Consider the following 15,981-nt stretch of genomic DNA (forward strand, 5'->3'; position numbering starts at 1 on the left):
GTGAGCTTTACCAACTGATGCAGAGTCTGAAAGCTGCTGCTCAGGTATCTAGTGGTGGTAGACCCAAGCCTCAAAAACCGATGGAGTACCAATTTACTGGGGATGTCTTTCTTGAGATTTTCTGCAATCCCAATATCTATCCTTCTCCATTTGCGGCTATTGTCTTAATTACTCTCAGAGATGATCGCATCCGCTTGAGTACGGAAGCTGAACTGACTCGTGTGGTAGAAGATGTTAACCTGTATTTGGAACAAGTCAGCTGAAGGCTTGGGTGTCATTTCCAGCAACTGTTGTCGTGTCAGATCCTGCCTAATGTCTCTCAAGAAACTAAGGTCAGAGGCAACAGGCGGGTCAGAGGCAACAGGGGGAGATGGTTAAGATGGGGAAGAATTTGTTAACCGTTTCGGCTCTTCCATAGCAGATGAACTGCACGTCCGTGGGACGTTCTTAAGAAAAAATTTATGGGAAATCGTTAGTATAAATGAACTCCAACAATCTCCTGGAATTACTGCAAACTGGGTTTCGCGCCTCCTTGGGGGCAACAGCCTCTTTCGTTGAAACCCTGCAAGACCCTGACAAGCGTGAAGAAAGTCTGGCTCAGTTTCAGTCAGATTTCAATCAACAGATGACTGAGTGGGCGGAAAAAGGAGAGACTACTGAACTTGAAGCCCGACGTTTTATTGAGCAGATGTGGAATCAACCAGGTAATCCCGTGGATCCACCGACAACAGGTACCTCCAGTGATCCTACTGCACCATCATCTAACAATCCTGTTCAGTCCAATGCACAGGATGATATTGAGGAACTGACAACACAACTTGCTGATCTTCGTAAGGAGTTAGAGGAGTTGCGTAAATCAGACAGTAATAGTTAGATTTACGCGGAGCGTGAAAAAACTCAGGTCTGAGTGGGAGACTAGAGCGGGAGCCTAATAGGCAAGAAATCAAGCACGGGAAACAGAAACTCCGCTCAATCTCTGACATTTCTGTTCCCATAAACATGGATTTACCCACTCAGCGCTGAGATACCATCAACTCAAGGCTTTTTACTAAAAATGGCAGCTTTGTTACTCCCCAACACCATTCCCTGAAGTTTGCTGAGATCTACTCAACCGCTGACGGTTGCCCAACCAATCCGGTAAGTCACTATAGCCTTTATCGGTGGCATTGATGGGGTTTTGCTGGTTACCGACTTGATCGCACTTTTTTGTCTAAGGATCAGCTTCTATGCCGTTTGACTGAGGTCCCTTAGTCATTTTCCCATTGTTGAGAACCGATCAGGTCAGCAATGCGGTCTCTTAGCAGGAATTCGCACTGCTCTAGCTCACACTCCACACACAGCCATTCTCGAGCTGGAATATATTGGCAAAGAACGTAAATGGGCTGTTGACGACTGACAAATCCTTTATCCACCAAGCGACGTGCTTCGTCTTGGATCACATCGATTGAGTAACGGATAGAAGGGGTAGATGGCACTGTGTTAACACTCATGGATATCTTATCAGCTTGATCTAAAAAACGGGGATACGATTATATTAATCCAAATTTATTTACTGTGAACTAAAATTATTTCAGTATAAGAAGTTACCATTGACCAAGATTTGTTGATAAGGATCTTCAAATACCTTGGGCAAGTTGTCAAAGTCTAACCCATGCTCAGCTAAAATGCCTACTGGGTTATGACTGAGCCATTGGTCATTGGCTGTAGGAGCTACCTTCCTCTCAAACCCCCTGTCTCTCTATGGACCACCTGGCTGTCAAACCTGTCTGCATTGGTTAAGTAATCACAATATCGGATATATTTTAGAGACTGTTTGTTAAATAAAGCTTAAATGGGTGGGATAGGGGGCGAGTGCTGTAGCGATCCGACCCCGGTCGGGTTTCCCGACAAGCGTGAACGCGCACCAAGATAAAAGCTCATCTTATAACAGAGCTGTCCACCGTAACCCACCCATTTTCATTACTCTAGCTGTATTAAGATTTACTTTATAAATAGTCTTTTATAAAGAGTCTCTCAATAATCAGGGAATAGGGAATAGCAGTACAGCTGGAATTATTGCTGTTTTAATAGATTGGATTGGGTATTTTGTCAACTCCGATTAATTGACCAGAGCTATATGGTTATGTTATATTTCCGTCTTTTTTAAAAAAAATCTTTACTATCGGTATTGCAGTAGTTCATATCCATCTTGTCCTCTGATCAAGCTGTAGAGGGGCAAATTGGCAAAAATTAGCTTAAAACTCCATAAAAATTAAATAAATCTCACAAAAGTATCTATTGTTGAGCTTTCGGGTAACAATGCTTTAAGAGCGATCGCTTGAGCTGCTGGCATCTGCCCGTAAGAAAATACATATGGTGTTTCCGGTGGCAACTCTGGTAGGAACTGCTCTAAGACATAAGGACTACCGTAAATCACCAGAGCTTGTAAATTCCCAGTTTTTAACAACATCTTAAACCATGCCCTAGCTACTGCTGTCAATCCAGCACTACCCCGAAACGGGTTACCTCGGATAAATAGCTGTAGCAGAGTAGATTTAGCACCAACAGGATTATCGACTACTTCCGAAGGTAGGGTCGTGTGACTATCAACCAGTTGGAGTTTGTAACCCAGCCTTCTTGGTAAAGCGACTGCTGGTGTGTGCTGTCCCAAAAAGTCACAAGCTAAGAGATCATCGACCAAAATTAGATTACGTAACGGTTGATTACTGCTGCTGGGTATTGATGCTGAAGCTAAAAAACCTCTAGTTATCTGGGAAGCCTGGAGAATATCGGCTACAGTCGTTAGGGTGGTTGGTTGAGCTAGTTGCGACAGCCAATTGGGGTTGGGTTGAAATGTTATCGGTTGTTGAGCTGGATCATCGTCTAAGCTGGACTCCAGGACAGGTTGTGAGGGCGGGTTTTGTAGAGATGGTATTTGTTGTGCAGCGGAGTCTTCCTCTAAACCCTCTCTTTGAGAGTGATATCCCACTTTACGTTTTGCACGACTGATGCGCTCTACTGATGCCTGAATCCGCTCCCGTGAGATCCGTCCCTGTTCGACTGCTTGACACACTGCCTGAATTGCTGTTTCGGGATTAACGGGCATCAAGAGAATATCAGCACCGGCTTCTACAGCCATGACTGTGGCTTCATCGGCACCATAGCGATTAGCAATTGCCCCCATCACTAGAGCATCGGTCACAATCAATCCTTCAAATCCCAAGTCTGTGCGCAACAGTTGAGTCAAAATCGCTGATGACAGGGTGGCTGGGTGTTGGTCATCCCAAGCTGTAATTAGGAGGTGAGCGGTCATGATGGCATCTACCCCAGCAGCGATCGCATTGGTAAAGGGAGGCAATTCAACCGTAGCTAGTCGGGGGGGTGAGTGGGGCAAGACTGGTAAATCCAGATGGGAATCTGTCGCGGTATCCCCATGACCGGGAAAATGCTTGGCAGTGGTTAAGACTGGATACTGTCGGGTTCCTTGGATAAAGGCAGAAGCCAATTGGCTAACGATTTGAGGGTTATCACCAAACGACCGGACATTGATAACAGGATTTTGGGAATTGTTGTTGACATCAACAACTGGTGCCAGGATCCAGTTAATCCCAATGGCCAACGCTTCAGTAGCCGTGATTTCTCCCATGGTACGGACATACTGCAAAGCTGGCTCAGGATCGTTTTGGGCAATCGCTCCCAGTGCCATCGGTGGAGGAAACCAAGTGGCACCGGCAAACCTTTGACCCACACCTTCTTCAATATCAGCAGCTATGAGTAAGGGAATTTTTGCCCACTCTTGGAGTTGTTTCGACCTGAGGGCGAGTTCCACAGCACTCCCGCCTAGTAAAATAACACCCCCAATACCTAACTCTTGCAACCAACGCTGCAATTGTTCAGCTGGGGGTTCCCAAATCGGATACTGAATTTGGTGATCAAATAGGTAGCCGGATGCTCGAACCACTACCATTTGCGCTACCTGTTCTGCTAGGGAAAGGTTTTTTAGATCAGGCAGTGACTTTGGGAGAGAATTCAAGCTTGTGCTCCAGAAATATCGTCTTCGAGTTGCTTGCTCTGGCGTTCTTGAGAAAGCTGATTCAGTAAGTTCAGCATCTGATCGCCTCCTTCGAGACCACGGTCTTCAATAAACATGACCTCTGGTGTGCGGCGCAGGCGAATCCGCCGACCTAGTTCTCGGCGGACATAACCTGTAGCTGATTTTAATCCAGCCATTGTTTTAGATCTTGCCTCATCAGTTCCATAGATGCTGACATAGATCTTAGCGTGCTGCAAGTCGCCAGAGACATCAACGTTGGTAATGCTAACCATCCCACTACCGACCCGGTCATCTTTGATATCGTTAAGCAACATTTGACTAACCTCCTGCTGAATTAAGGAGGAAACCCGAAAAACACGGCGATTTGTAGTCATGACGTTCCCTTTGTTAAAGTATGGGCATCATCGAAAGCTGCGCGCACCCAGTCTAAACCTAGTCTAAACCTAGTCTAAACCGGACTGAAGCCGAGCATCCCACGTAGGGTGAAAACCATGAATAGAGAAACTCCTACGGCTATGCCAATTAATGCGATCGCAGTTAGGGGGCGGTTCAGTAGTGGTTTTACCAGCAAAAACACGGAATAGAATATCCCTAGAGTAATACTGATTAGATAGCGTGGGTAACGAGATACATTTTTAAAAAAGTCTTCCATTATCCTATAAACTCTTATAGTGCCATTTTTAATACTGGTAGCACTTTTTTAGGTTCTTCCGTACGTATTCTGCTAATTTGTTATAAACAATGCCAAAAATTTCCCCCCTCTTAGTAAGGGGGGATTAATGGGAGTTAGCACAGGATAAGTAGGGGCTTTACCCTACAATCACTTACTCAACTCCTTGAGGCAAAAGCTCTCGGTTTTCCTTACGACTGACTTGCACCTTACCCTCTTCATTGACATCAACATAGGCAATATCTCCTTCCTTAATGCGACTGGAGAGAATTTCTTCTGCCAGCACATCCTCCAACAACCGCATGATGGCTCGGCGTAATGGTCTGGCTCCGTAGCTGGGGTTGTAACCCTCTTCGATCAAACGGTCTTTGAACTTCTCGCTGACTTCTAGAGTAATGCCTTGTTCGTACAGACGACCAAACACTTCTTTTAGCAGAATCTTGGCAATGTCCTTGACTTCTTCTTTAGTCAACTGACGGAAGACGATAATCTCATCTAAACGATTCAGAAACTCTGGGCGGAAGTACCGTTTAAGATCTTCGTTGACTAGATTTCGAATTCGATTATATTGGGATTCCGCTTTATTATCGCTGAACTCGAAGCCCAGTTGTCCGCCACCCTTTTCAATCACCTCGGAACCGACATTGGAGGTCATGATCAGCAGGGTGTTTTTAAAGTCTACCGTCCGACCCTTGGAGTCAGTCAACCTGCCATCCTCTAGGATTTGCAGCAGCATATTGAACACATCTGGGTGTGCCTTTTCAATTTCATCGAACAGCACTACTGTGTAAGGACGACGACGCACTGCTTCAGTTAGTTGACCACCTTCGTTGTAGCCCACATATCCAGGAGGCGAACCTACCAACTTACTAACGGTATGGCGCTCCATGTATTCGGACATATCTAGGCGCACCATGGCTTCTTCAGACCCAAAGAAGTAAGCTGCCAATGACTTAGCTAATTCTGTCTTACCGACCCCTGTAGGTCCAGAGAAGACAAAACTGGCAATAGGACGGTTGGGATTCTTTAAGCCTACCCTGGCTCGACGAATTGCTCGGGAAACGGCTTTAACCGCATCTTCCTGACCAATCAGGCGCTGATGCAGGGTATCTTCCATGTGCAGTAGTTTTTCTGACTCTGATTCAGTCAGTTTTTGTACCGGCACACCAGTCCAAGAGGCAACAATGTGAGCAATGTCCTCTTCATCTACAACTGGGCTTTCATCAGTACCCCGAGATTCGTTCTTCTTGCTTTGGGCAATTGAGCGAATTTCCGCCTTTATTTCCATTTCGCGATCGCGTAGTTCCCCAGCTCGATCAAAGTCCTGGGAGCGTACCGCATCATCTTTTTCTTTTAGGACCTGACGCAGTTCTTTATCTAGCTCTTTTGCTGCTGGGGGCAACTGGGAGTTAATCAAACGCACTCGGCTTCCTGCTTCATCGATCAGGTCAATGGCCTTATCTGGCAGGTAACGGTCGGAAATATAACGGTCTGAGAGGTTTGCTGCTGCTTCGAGAGCCTCATCGGAAATTTTCAATTTGTGGTGTTGCTCGTAGCGCTCCCGCAAGCCGTATAGAATCTCAATAGTTTCTTCTACTGACGGTTCACCGACCATTACTGGTTGGAAACGACGTTCTAGGGCTGCATCCCGCTCAATGTGTTTACGGTACTCATCCAAAGTTGTCGCTCCAATGCACTGCAATTCTCCCCTTGCTAAGGCTGGTTTGAGGATATTTGCCGCATCAATTGCGCCTTCAGCTGCACCTGCACCAATCAGGGTATGAACCTCGTCAATCACCAGGATTACGTTAGATGCCTGACGAATCTCATCCATAATTTTTTTCAGGCGTTCTTCAAACTCACCCCGGTATTTTGTTCCAGCGACCAGTAAGCCAATATCGAGGGTAACGACTCGCTTTTCTTCCAAAATGTCTGGAACATCATTGTTAGCGATTCGTTGGGCTAAGCCTTCTGCGATCGCCGTTTTTCCTACCCCTGGTTCTCCGATCAATACTGGGTTATTCTTGGTACGGCGTCCCAATATCTGGATTACCCGTTCTATTTCCTTTTCCCGTCCTACTACTGGATCTAGCTTGCCTTCACTAGCCATCTGGGTTAGGTTCGAGCCAAACTCATCGAGAGTAGGAGTCTTTGTACGACCTTGAGAGGCTCCTGCTGTGACTTCCGCCGTTTCACCCAACATTCGGATAACTTGGGTTCTGACTTTAGACAGGTCTACTCCTAGGTTTTCCAAAACCCTAGCCGCTACGCCTTCTCCCTCCCGTATTAGCCCTAGTAGCAGATGTTCTGTACCAATGTAGTTATGGCCTAGCTGGCGAGCTTCTTCTAGGGATAGCTCCAGAACCCGCTTTGCTCTGGGGGTAAAGGGGATTTCGACAGCAACGAAGCCGGAACCCCTGCCAATAATTTTCTCAACTTCAATCCGAGCGTCTTTGAGATTTACGCCCATAGATTTGAGGACCTTGGCAGCTACGCCAGTTCCTTCTCCAATCAAACCCAGGAGGATTTGCTCTGTGCCTACGAAATTATGACCTAGGCGACGTGCTTCTTCCTGAGCCAGCATGATCACCTTAATGGCTTTTTCTGTAAAGCGTTCAAACATGGCGTATTCCCATCACCTGTTGCATGCCCGTGTAAGCTGATTCTAGCACAGGTAAATCAGCCCACCGTTGATTTTTACACAACTCCCAGCAATTGAAACAGTTATTTACTTACTTCCGATGCCATTTCTAGTTATTAGCCATTAACCAATTTCCAGGTCAATAGCTGCCAAGCGCTGTTTAATTTCCTGGTAACAATCGGCCATTGTTTTCTCAAATTCAGGGCTTTTCAGACCCCCTCGCCATAGAATCAGAGCATCCTCCCCAGTGTCTTTGTAATAGTTTCTACGTCGTCCAGCTTCAGTGAAGCCGAACTTTTGGTAAAGAGCTAGTGCTGCTTGATTAGATGGTTTCACCTCTAAGGTTGCCCACTCTAAATTACGCTGTTTAGCATCCTGTAGCAATGAATAAAGCAGTAATTGACCCAAACCTTGACGTTGGTAGTCAGGATGCACTGCCAGAATAATAATATGGGCTTCCTCCAAAATTGACCAAAAACAACCTAAGCCTACCAGGCAATTGGGTAATGAGGTGATGGGAACACCTGTGCCTTCAAGGAAAGTTTCTTTTTTGCCCCCTTTTGGAGGAGCTTCCAAAGCCAACAACTGACTGTTGGGGCTATCCAACTCTCGCTCGTAACCCGACCGAGTCCAAAGTCCACCAAAACACAGCTGATCCAGTGCCACTGCAGCACTTAGGTGCTCTGCTTTGAGGGGTTTAAGTTTTAAGACAGTCACAGCCTTCAATTGTACACTGATTAACGAGACGCAAGTTCCAACTGTAAAGCCAAATCAGGAAAATAATTACATAATGCTATCGACTCAACCCACTCAGGTTCAGAATTCAGGGCTTCAGTATCTCAATTCATCTATCACTCCAGACCAAAACAATGGTGGGTCAAACCCCTCACCGAATCAGAAACTGCTACCTCTAACCGCCAAAGTTAACAGCCGTGACTGCTTGGAAATTGGTGGTTGCGATGTGACGACTCTAGTCGAGCAATTTGGCTCCCCCCTTTACATTGTGGACGAAGTAACCTTTAGAACTGCTTGTCATCAGTATCGCGAAGCCTTTGCTAACTACTACCCCGGAGAATCTCTAGTCCTCTACGCTTCTAAAGCCTGGAATTGTTTAGCAATTTGTGCGATCGCAAACTCTGAAAGCCTCGGAATCGATGTGGTTTCTGGTGGTGAACTCTACACTGCTCTACAAGCTGGTGTTAGTGCTGACAAACTCTATTTCCATGGCAATAATAAATCTACCAGTGAACTGGAGCTAGCTACCGAGAGTGGCTGCACCATCGTAGTGGATAACTGGCTGGAGTTAAAAGCCCTGGCTTCGTTACCACAAGAGAGTATCCGGATCATGATTCGATTGACCCCAGGGATCGAGTGTCACACCCACGATTACATTCGCACGGGTCACCTAGACAGTAAGTTTGGCTTTGATCCCGATACCTGGGATGAAGTTTTTACCTTTATCAGCCAACACCCAACCCTCAACTTTGTTGGTTTACACGCCCACATTGGCTCTCAGATTTTTGAGAGCCAACCCCATCAAGATCTGGCGAAAGTGCTAGTGGAGTGTATTGTTAAAGCGGCTGACTACGGTTTGTCAGTAGAACAGATCAATGTAGGAGGAGGCTTAGGGATTTGTTATCTAGAATCCGATGACCCCCCTAGTATTGATGATTGGGTCAAGGGAGTCTGTGACTCCGTTGTTGCTGCTTGCACTTCTCGGCAACTCGTCCTACCGAAACTGCTATCGGAACCCGGGCGTTCCATTGTTGGTCCAGCCTGTGTCACCGCCTACACTCTGGGGAGTTCTAAAGTCATCCCCGAAATCCGGACTTACTTGACAGTTGATGGAGGTATGTCAGATAATCCGCGTCCGATTACCTACCAATCCGTTTATCGCTCTGTGATTGCCAACCGGATGTCAGCTCCCCTAACCGAAAAAATCACAATTGCTGGTAAACATTGTGAATCAGGGGACATTTTGATTAAAGATGCTACCTTACCTCAAACTCAGCCAGGAGATATTTTGGTGGTAATGGCTACTGGTGCCTACAATTACAGCATGGCATCTAATTACAATCGGTTACCCAGACCAGCAGCAGTTTTAGTCAAGGACGGAGAAGCCCAGGTGATTGTGCAGCGGGAAACTTACCAAGATTTAATTCGCCTAGATCGTTTGCCCGAACGACTCAGACCCAGAGCAGAAATTAGCTAAAAGCTAAAAGCTAAAAGCTAAAAGCTATTGGTTGTTGGTGGTTGACTTTTGGCTAACCGCCAATCATTAACCATTAACTTTTTAAGAGCTAATCACTTAGCTGACGCTAAAATCAAGCCAGTTCGACTCCATCTCCATCCTTAATTCTTTCCTGAACGTTCAATGCCTCCGTTGCCGGGTCCTGTTACTGACCATAGCTGGGCTCAGTCATTGTTGCTTCACAGCATCGATGTTGGGTTGGTTCTAGCCCTTACTTATCTTGTGCTCCTCATCATTGGGGAGCGCCGCACCTTATGGATGGTGCGAGGGCTAATTGTCCTGATGTTAGCCGCAGCAGTAAGTAATAGGTTAGGGTTGACGCTATTGAGTTTTGTGCTAGAAAAGTTGGTGGTTGGCTCAGCTGTGGCAATGGCTGTCATCTTCCAGTCAGAGTTTCGTCGATTTCTTGAACAGTTAGGTCGAGGAGAGATTGTGCAGTTGTTTCAAGGACAACGACGTCCCACTCCTAAGCCTGACAGTGTAATCAATGAAATCGTAGACGCGGTCAAAGAGTTGTCTCAAAATCGAGTTGGCGCTTTGATAACTTTAGAAACCAATGGTCCAATTGATGAGCGGGATGTTTCTGTACCGGGTGTTCAGCTAAATGCTGAAATTTCTAAAGAACTACTGCAAACCATTTTCCAAACAACTACGTTGTTACACGATGGAGCGGTATTAATTCGTGGCTCTCGGGTTGTAGCTGCGGGGGTAATTTTGCCTCTTTCTGAGCGCACAGCCTCTCGGAAGCTGGGGACCCGCCATCGGGCTGCGATGGGAATTACAGAACGTGTCGAAAATTGCCTTTGTATTGTTGTATCTGAAGAGACGGGTTCAATTTCTTTGGCGGAAAAAGGAGGATTGTACCGACCACTAACTAGCACGAGACTCAAACAATTGCTAGAGGAACGATTTTCCCCAGTCGTGGATCGTGAGGTAGTTGCTCCAGGTCTACGCAACCTAGGTCGCCAATTCAAGTCCCAGGGACGGGTGCTAGTTTCACGTTTCCTCCGTCTTCCATCATCAACGTCTCAAGAGAAAAAATAACTGCTATGCAAACTATCCTAAACAAATTACCAAGCGACCTTTCACCAGACCGTTTGCCTAGGCATGTGGCAGTGATTATGGATGGTAATGGTCGTTGGGCAAAACGCCGGGGACTACCTCGAGTTATAGGACATCGGCAAGGGGTGGAGGCTCTCAAAAAACTACTTCGTTGTTGTGATGATTGGGGAATCAAAGCCCTGACCGCCTATGCATTTTCTACAGAAAACTGGGGACGCCCCTTAGAAGAGGTGGAGTTTCTGATGACCTTGTTTGAGCGGGTTTTGGCTAGAGAACTTCAAGAAATGATGGAGGAGAATGTTCGGATTCAGTTTGTGGGAAATTTGACCGCCTTACCGCAATCGTTGCAAGCACAAATTGAGCATTCTATGAATGAAACTCTCAATAATACTGGCATTCAGTTTACTGTGGCTACTAACTACGGGGCCCGCCAGGAAATTATACAAGCCTGTCGAGCCATTGCTACTCAGGTCCAACTTGGTCACATCCAACCAGATGACATTGACGAAGCCCTATTTTCACGCCATCTCTACACTGCCAATATCTGTGACCCAGACTTGCTAATTCGCACTAGTGGGGAAATGCGCTTGAGCAATTTCCTACTTTGGCAAATGGCTTATGGGGAACTTTACATCACAGATACCCTATGGCCGGATTTTGACCGTGGACAGTTTCACCGTGCTTTGTCTACTTATCAGCAGCGTGAACGTCGGTTTGGAAAAGTCTAAGATAAGAATGGTGAAAGGTTTTTTAGTTGTTCGCTTTTGGCGTTCCTTGTAGGGTAGGTTTTTTAGTTGTTCGCCTAGGGAACAACCTTATAACTTTCAACCTTCTAACCTTGGCCAAAAGGCCACGCTACAAGGGACAACCTTATAACGTTCAACGACTGCAGACCCTTCACCTACTAAGAGGATGTCTGAAAAGTGATTGACTACGCTAAACGTCTAAGCATAATCCGAATCATGGCAACTCGAATCATGGTTTCAGAAGTTGCTGGTAGAACTTCATAATCTTTGCTGAGACGACGACACCAGTTGAACCATCCGAAAGTCCGTTCCACAACCCAACGTCTTGGTAAGACCTCAAAACCTTTGACAGTATCTGAGCGCATAACAGTTTCTAAAATCCAACCATAGACATAGTCTTCTCCCACTACATCGATAGCAAAATCATAATCTGTTGCAGCTTCGATCAACGCGAAGGAAAAAGCACACTTAGGACAGCCACAACACCACCGAGAGGAGCCGGGAGCCCACTGCGCCTCGTTACAGGAGGTAAGATCCTTCAGGATGCTTTTGTTCCAAAGGGATAGTTGCTGAACTGTTGCTATAGAGTAAACCTCTTCACAGATGCTAACATAGCGAAATGGCAAACCCTTGCGCTCCAAGAAATCATTAAAACGTTCGATGTAAGCATTGCCCTTGGCACTTTGATGATTAACGCTACGTCCTTGATAGGTGGCATTAGATTCATTGGAGCTTTTATCATTTGCTAGCACCAGAAACTTATGCCCCTGCTGTGCTGCAATAATCATCATAACGAACAAGGCATTGGTAATTGTGGGATCGTTACGTACCCCCTTATAATCAAAATGTTGAGCAGGATCTTCCCTAGGATGAGTAAGTATTTCCCAAAGGTGCGATCGCTTTCTTATGGGCTCGAATACTGGGAACTTTTTCTGCCAATTGTCTCCTAGTATTCCCCCAGCATGGTGTAGAGTAAAGGTTTCCATGGTCAGGTTAGCTCGCTGCATCCACTCAAAGGCAAAGGTACTTTCTTTACCTCCACTGACTGCAAGAAGATAGGAATCCTTTACTGATGGTGACCAAGAATTCTCTAGCTCACTTCGGGAAAACTCTATTCGAGGCATTCTATCCCAACTCCATTTTTCCAGATAAAACTTTTGCTGGAGATACCAATAAATGTCCTCATTCCACCAATCTGATTCCCACGGAAGGCAACTATACCAAGGAACTTGCACTATCTGAGGCGTACAGATTTCACAAAGGCGGTAAATTTCAGCCATTGCAATCCCAATTAAGACAGATATATGGGGTTTCTGTGTATTTTTAAATTCCAGAGGAAAGTCGATATAATAGACATGCTTCCAGTCGTTAATTAGAAAAGGAAAAATTAGCCTATTATTTTCCCAGTAAGGCATTTCAGATGAAATGACATCACAGGTTGGAGACTCTCCTGTTGCCATATACTCTATTCGAGACTCATGATATCTACTCTTGAAATCTTAAAAATGTGATGTCGTTGAGGTCATTAGTTTTGATTTAAAATAAACTAAGAGTATCTAAAACAGCTTTAATTTTAGGAACTTCATGAGTTCTAAACAAATCGGTTTTTCCTAATGCTGCTAGAACTGCAAAGAAAGGTTCAGCACTTCTGACTTCTTCCCCAAAACATTCAAAAGCATGGGGGAGGGCATGACACACGGGAAAACCCAATTTCCGAAGACGAAAAGTATTTAAAAAGGTTTTCATTTGAAAACGAATGCGTAGGGCGCTGTCTTGAAGATTTTTGTAGTAGAAACCTAACCCGGCATCAACAAAAATTTTCCTAACACCAAGTTTAGTAGCTAGTTCAATCTCTTTGGCAAAATAATCATACATTAAGTCTGTTGGATCGTTGCCAAAATCAAAGTTATCAACTTCTCTGACGTTTTTTCCTTGAACGTAACAGATGATCACCCCAGCATCAAACTCCGATACCTGTTGATAAATTTCCTGATTGTCTTGGGAACCCGTTAAATTGATGATATTGGCTCCAACTTTTAAACATTCCCTAGCCACTTGAGGATAATAGGTTTCAATAGAAGTTAACACACCTTCTTGATGGAGGGCTTCCAACACAGGCAAAATTTTACTTTGTTGCCTCACATCTTCTACTCTCTCAGCATGGGGCAAAGAAGATTCAGCACCAATATCTACAAAATCTGCTCCTTGGGCTTTTAACATGATGCCGCGACGAATCGCTTGTTCTGAACTTAAACAGACACTTTCCCTGTACCAAGAATCACTAGAAAGATTGACTACTCCTAAGATAGCTTTTTCAGAATTAAAATTCAAATGTTTGTTGCCAATGGTAAATTCTTCAACTTTTACGCTTAAGGCATCCTTATACTGTTCATGAATGTCGTATAGATGTTCGAGAGTCAGCATGTTTATCCTATTCAAAATATTGTTCTATTTACTAAAACTATAAACTCCAAGCGCCAGAAACTTCTACTACTTGTCCTGTGATGTAATCAGAATCAGGACTGATAAAAAAACAAGCAGCATGGACAATTTCTGACAAACTGGCAGGGCGTTTTGCTGGTAAGTTAGGCATAGCATCCTGCCAATCATCATCGTATTCAAAGGAATTCTCTGCTATTCCTGGAGATACCACGTTGGCAGTAATTTTATCTGCAATTAGCTCTTTAGCAAGGGACTTAGTATAAATAATGATGCCAGTTTTAGCGATTATATAAGCTGTATTAGTACCACGGGCAGTGACATTATGGGCACTGGCAGCACCAATATTAACAATGCGACCCCAACCTGCGGACTTCAGGTAGGGAATTGCGGCACTAGTGACATAAAAAGTAGTATTGAGGTTGGAATCAATTACAGAATGCCACTCTTCTACTGATATTTGGCTAGTGGGTTTACTAAAATAGTTGCCTACATTATTGACAATTACTGATAAACCCCCTAGTTGTGCTGCTGCATTTTCTACCAATAACTTTGCTTGCTCTGGTTTGGTGATATCTGCTTGTAGGGCGATCGCTTTTACTCCGTGAGTCGCTGCTTCCTCAGAAGCTTGCTTGGCTGCTTCTTCACTGCGGTTATAGTGAAATGCAACATCAAATCCCTTACTAGCTAAATCGAGAGCGATCGCTTTTCCAATTCCCACTGCTGAACCAGTAACTAAAGCTTTTTTCAGCATTGTCTTTGTTCACCATTGTTTTTCAGTTTATATAGTCCATCAACCAGATTTGATATCCTAAGAATTAATACCGAGTAACTCCGGAAATATCTAACCTTTCGAGAAGTTGGGAAACTTTCATTCCTGAGACTGGCTCTATCCAATCAGGAGCGATTTCGGCCAAGGGCACTAACACAAACGCTCTCTCTCTCATGCGTGGGTGAGGTATGATTAGATCAGGGGTATCTAGAATCAGGTTACCAAACAAGATTAAATCTAAATCTAAGGTTCTTGCTCCCCAATGTTCCAAACGAACTCTACCAAACTTTTGCTCTGTTTCTAGCAGAGTCTCTAGCAACTTTTGGGGACTTACTTGTGTGTCCACTAGGGCGCAACCATTGATATAATCTGGTTGCACAGGTCCAATAGGTTTAGTTTTGTACCAACTGGAGCGGGTTTTGACAGTAATCCCTGGAGTTTGATCGAGTTCAATCAGAGCAGCTTCTAAGGTGGCTTGAGAATCACCGAGGTTACTACCTAGTGCGATCGCACTAAGGGTACTTTTGCTAGTTGATAAGACTTGGGAATTAGATACCATACAGCTCCTGACAGAAGAATTGGTGGCAAGCTACTCTTGTACAAACATTTATAATACCATAGAAAGATTCAATAGCTCGAAAAAAATTTTAAGCTATTCTGACTAACTGCTATTAACTAGCAATAATACCTAGGCATATCACTACAACCCATGTGTTAGCCTTGGGCAGAGATTAGCAGGGGCTACATTTACTGATGATTTTAGAGGATAATCGGCTTTTATTGGTACTTTAGCTAGAATCTGGAAAGGAATAAGAGCTAATCTAGAGAGGATAAAGATTTTCCATGACAACAGGCAGTTAGCCGATGGCTCGCTCAACTTTGTGAAGAGCAATCTCTTAGGAAGTTGCTCATCAGGTAAACCCCTAAGACTGCGCTCCATCCCTACTGCCTACTACCTACTATCATTAACCAAGAACGAAAGTACCTCACCCAATTGAGAACTGCTATATAATAGTAATCGCTCTCGATTTAGCTTCTGGAGCTGGGATGACCCGACCAATTAAGCAGCTTTCTTTATAACCGAAAGCTTTCAATTTATTAATACATTCATCAGCTTTTTCCGCTGGAATAGCTGCTAGGATTCCACCAGAGGTTTGAGGATCAAATAACAACTGGTAGTTAGGGAAATGACTAACGTCTAATCTATTCTTGATGTAGATAGATAATTGTAAATTTTTAGGGTGAATAGAACTAGTTATTCCTGCTTCTACAGTTTCTATTGCTCCTGGTAAAATCGGAATCGCTGCTATAGCAAAGAAAGGGATAATTAGGACATAATAGAGGGTGTAGCAAGTCGGAAAAATGCA

Annotated in this window: 15 protein-coding genes and 1 pseudogene; 5 read left to right on the forward strand and 11 right to left on the reverse strand. The window is 44.7% G+C overall.

Annotated features, from left to right (window positions below; all coding sequences use genetic code 11):
- Both F6K49_RS08635 and F6K49_RS08640 read left to right on the forward strand, forming a co-directional pair.
- Positions 1-263 (forward strand): hypothetical protein (locus tag F6K49_RS08635; protein WP_293095830.1); only part of this gene is annotated, 263 nt, incomplete at its 5' end.
- 218 nt (positions 264-481) lie between these two features.
- Positions 482-874, forward strand: coding sequence for a hypothetical protein (locus F6K49_RS08640; RefSeq protein ID WP_293017914.1), 393 nt, complete (start codon positions 482-484; stop codon positions 872-874).
- A 373-nt stretch (positions 875-1,247) separates the two neighbouring features.
- Here the strand turns inward: F6K49_RS08640 and F6K49_RS08645 are convergent, their stop codons facing one another.
- The 6 genes from F6K49_RS08645 to rimI all read right to left on the reverse strand — a co-directional run bounded on the left by F6K49_RS08645 (position 1,248) and on the right by rimI (position 8,070).
- A complete protein-coding gene (locus F6K49_RS08645) occupies positions 1,248-1,490 on the reverse strand; it encodes a DUF4327 family protein (RefSeq protein WP_070395448.1) in 243 nt (80 codons plus the stop codon).
- 761 nt (positions 1,491-2,251) lie between these two features.
- On the reverse strand, positions 2,252-4,012 hold the full coding sequence (locus F6K49_RS08650; protein WP_293095833.1) for a glycoside hydrolase family 3 N-terminal domain-containing protein: 1,761 nt from the start codon (positions 4,010-4,012) through the stop codon (positions 2,252-2,254).
- Complete coding sequence (rbfA, locus tag F6K49_RS08655) at positions 4,009-4,407, reverse strand: 30S ribosome-binding factor RbfA (protein ID WP_008179934.1); 399 nt, start codon at positions 4,405-4,407, stop codon at positions 4,009-4,011. Before rbfA ends, F6K49_RS08650 begins: the two co-directional genes overlap by 4 nt.
- A gap of 74 nt (positions 4,408-4,481) precedes the next feature.
- Positions 4,482-4,685, reverse strand: coding sequence for a DUF751 family protein (locus F6K49_RS08660; protein WP_075903966.1), 204 nt, complete (start codon positions 4,683-4,685; stop codon positions 4,482-4,484).
- Positions 4,686-4,857: 172 nt separating this feature from the next.
- A complete protein-coding gene (locus F6K49_RS08665) occupies positions 4,858-7,326 on the reverse strand; it encodes an ATP-dependent Clp protease ATP-binding subunit (RefSeq protein ID WP_293017921.1) in 2,469 nt (822 codons plus the stop codon).
- Between the two features lie 141 nt (positions 7,327-7,467).
- On the reverse strand, positions 7,468-8,070 hold the full coding sequence (gene rimI, locus F6K49_RS08670; RefSeq protein WP_293095836.1) for a ribosomal protein S18-alanine N-acetyltransferase: 603 nt from the start codon (positions 8,068-8,070) through the stop codon (positions 7,468-7,470).
- Between the two features lie 64 nt (positions 8,071-8,134).
- On the opposite strand from rimI, the gene lysA reads away from it, so the two are divergent.
- The 3 genes from lysA (at position 8,135) to F6K49_RS08685 (ending at position 11,385) form a co-directional block, all read left to right on the forward strand.
- Positions 8,135-9,556: a diaminopimelate decarboxylase gene (lysA, locus tag F6K49_RS08675; RefSeq protein WP_293095839.1), complete on the forward strand. Its 1,422-nt coding sequence runs from the start codon at positions 8,135-8,137 to the stop codon at positions 9,554-9,556.
- Positions 9,557-9,718: 162 nt separating this feature from the next.
- The gene (gene cdaA, locus F6K49_RS08680; protein WP_293017924.1) at positions 9,719-10,639 is read left to right on the forward strand and encodes a diadenylate cyclase CdaA; all 921 of its coding nucleotides are present in this window, start codon (positions 9,719-9,721) and stop codon (positions 10,637-10,639) included.
- Positions 10,640-10,644: 5 nt separating this feature from the next.
- A complete protein-coding gene (locus F6K49_RS08685; protein ID WP_293017925.1) occupies positions 10,645-11,385 on the forward strand; it encodes an isoprenyl transferase in 741 nt (246 codons plus the stop codon).
- Between the two features lie 203 nt (positions 11,386-11,588).
- Here F6K49_RS08685 and F6K49_RS53250 read toward each other — a convergent pair whose 3' ends face one another.
- The 5 genes and pseudogenes from F6K49_RS53250 to F6K49_RS53255 form a co-directional block, all read right to left on the reverse strand.
- Complete coding sequence (locus F6K49_RS53250) at positions 11,589-12,863, reverse strand: transposase (RefSeq protein WP_366514149.1); 1,275 nt, start codon at positions 12,861-12,863, stop codon at positions 11,589-11,591.
- A 76-nt stretch (positions 12,864-12,939) separates the two neighbouring features.
- Positions 12,940-13,842 (reverse strand): dihydropteroate synthase, encoded by a 903-nt coding sequence (locus F6K49_RS08695; protein ID WP_293086678.1) that lies wholly within the window; start codon positions 13,840-13,842, stop codon positions 12,940-12,942.
- A gap of 22 nt (positions 13,843-13,864) precedes the next feature.
- Positions 13,865-14,596 carry a bifunctional dihydropteridine reductase/dihydrofolate reductase TmpR gene (tmpR, locus tag F6K49_RS08700; RefSeq protein WP_075899968.1) on the reverse strand — a complete coding sequence of 244 codons (732 nt, stop codon included), beginning with the start codon at positions 14,594-14,596 and terminating at the stop codon, positions 13,865-13,867.
- Positions 14,597-14,660: 64 nt separating this feature from the next.
- On the reverse strand, positions 14,661-15,173 hold the full coding sequence (folK, locus tag F6K49_RS08705) for a 2-amino-4-hydroxy-6-hydroxymethyldihydropteridine diphosphokinase (RefSeq protein ID WP_075899966.1): 513 nt from the start codon (positions 15,171-15,173) through the stop codon (positions 14,661-14,663).
- A 445-nt stretch (positions 15,174-15,618) separates the two neighbouring features.
- Positions 15,619-15,981: pseudogene (locus F6K49_RS53255) on the reverse strand (hypothetical protein); the annotation flags it as partial.

The sequence above is a fragment of the Moorena sp. SIO3I6 genome (genome assembly GCF_010672095.1).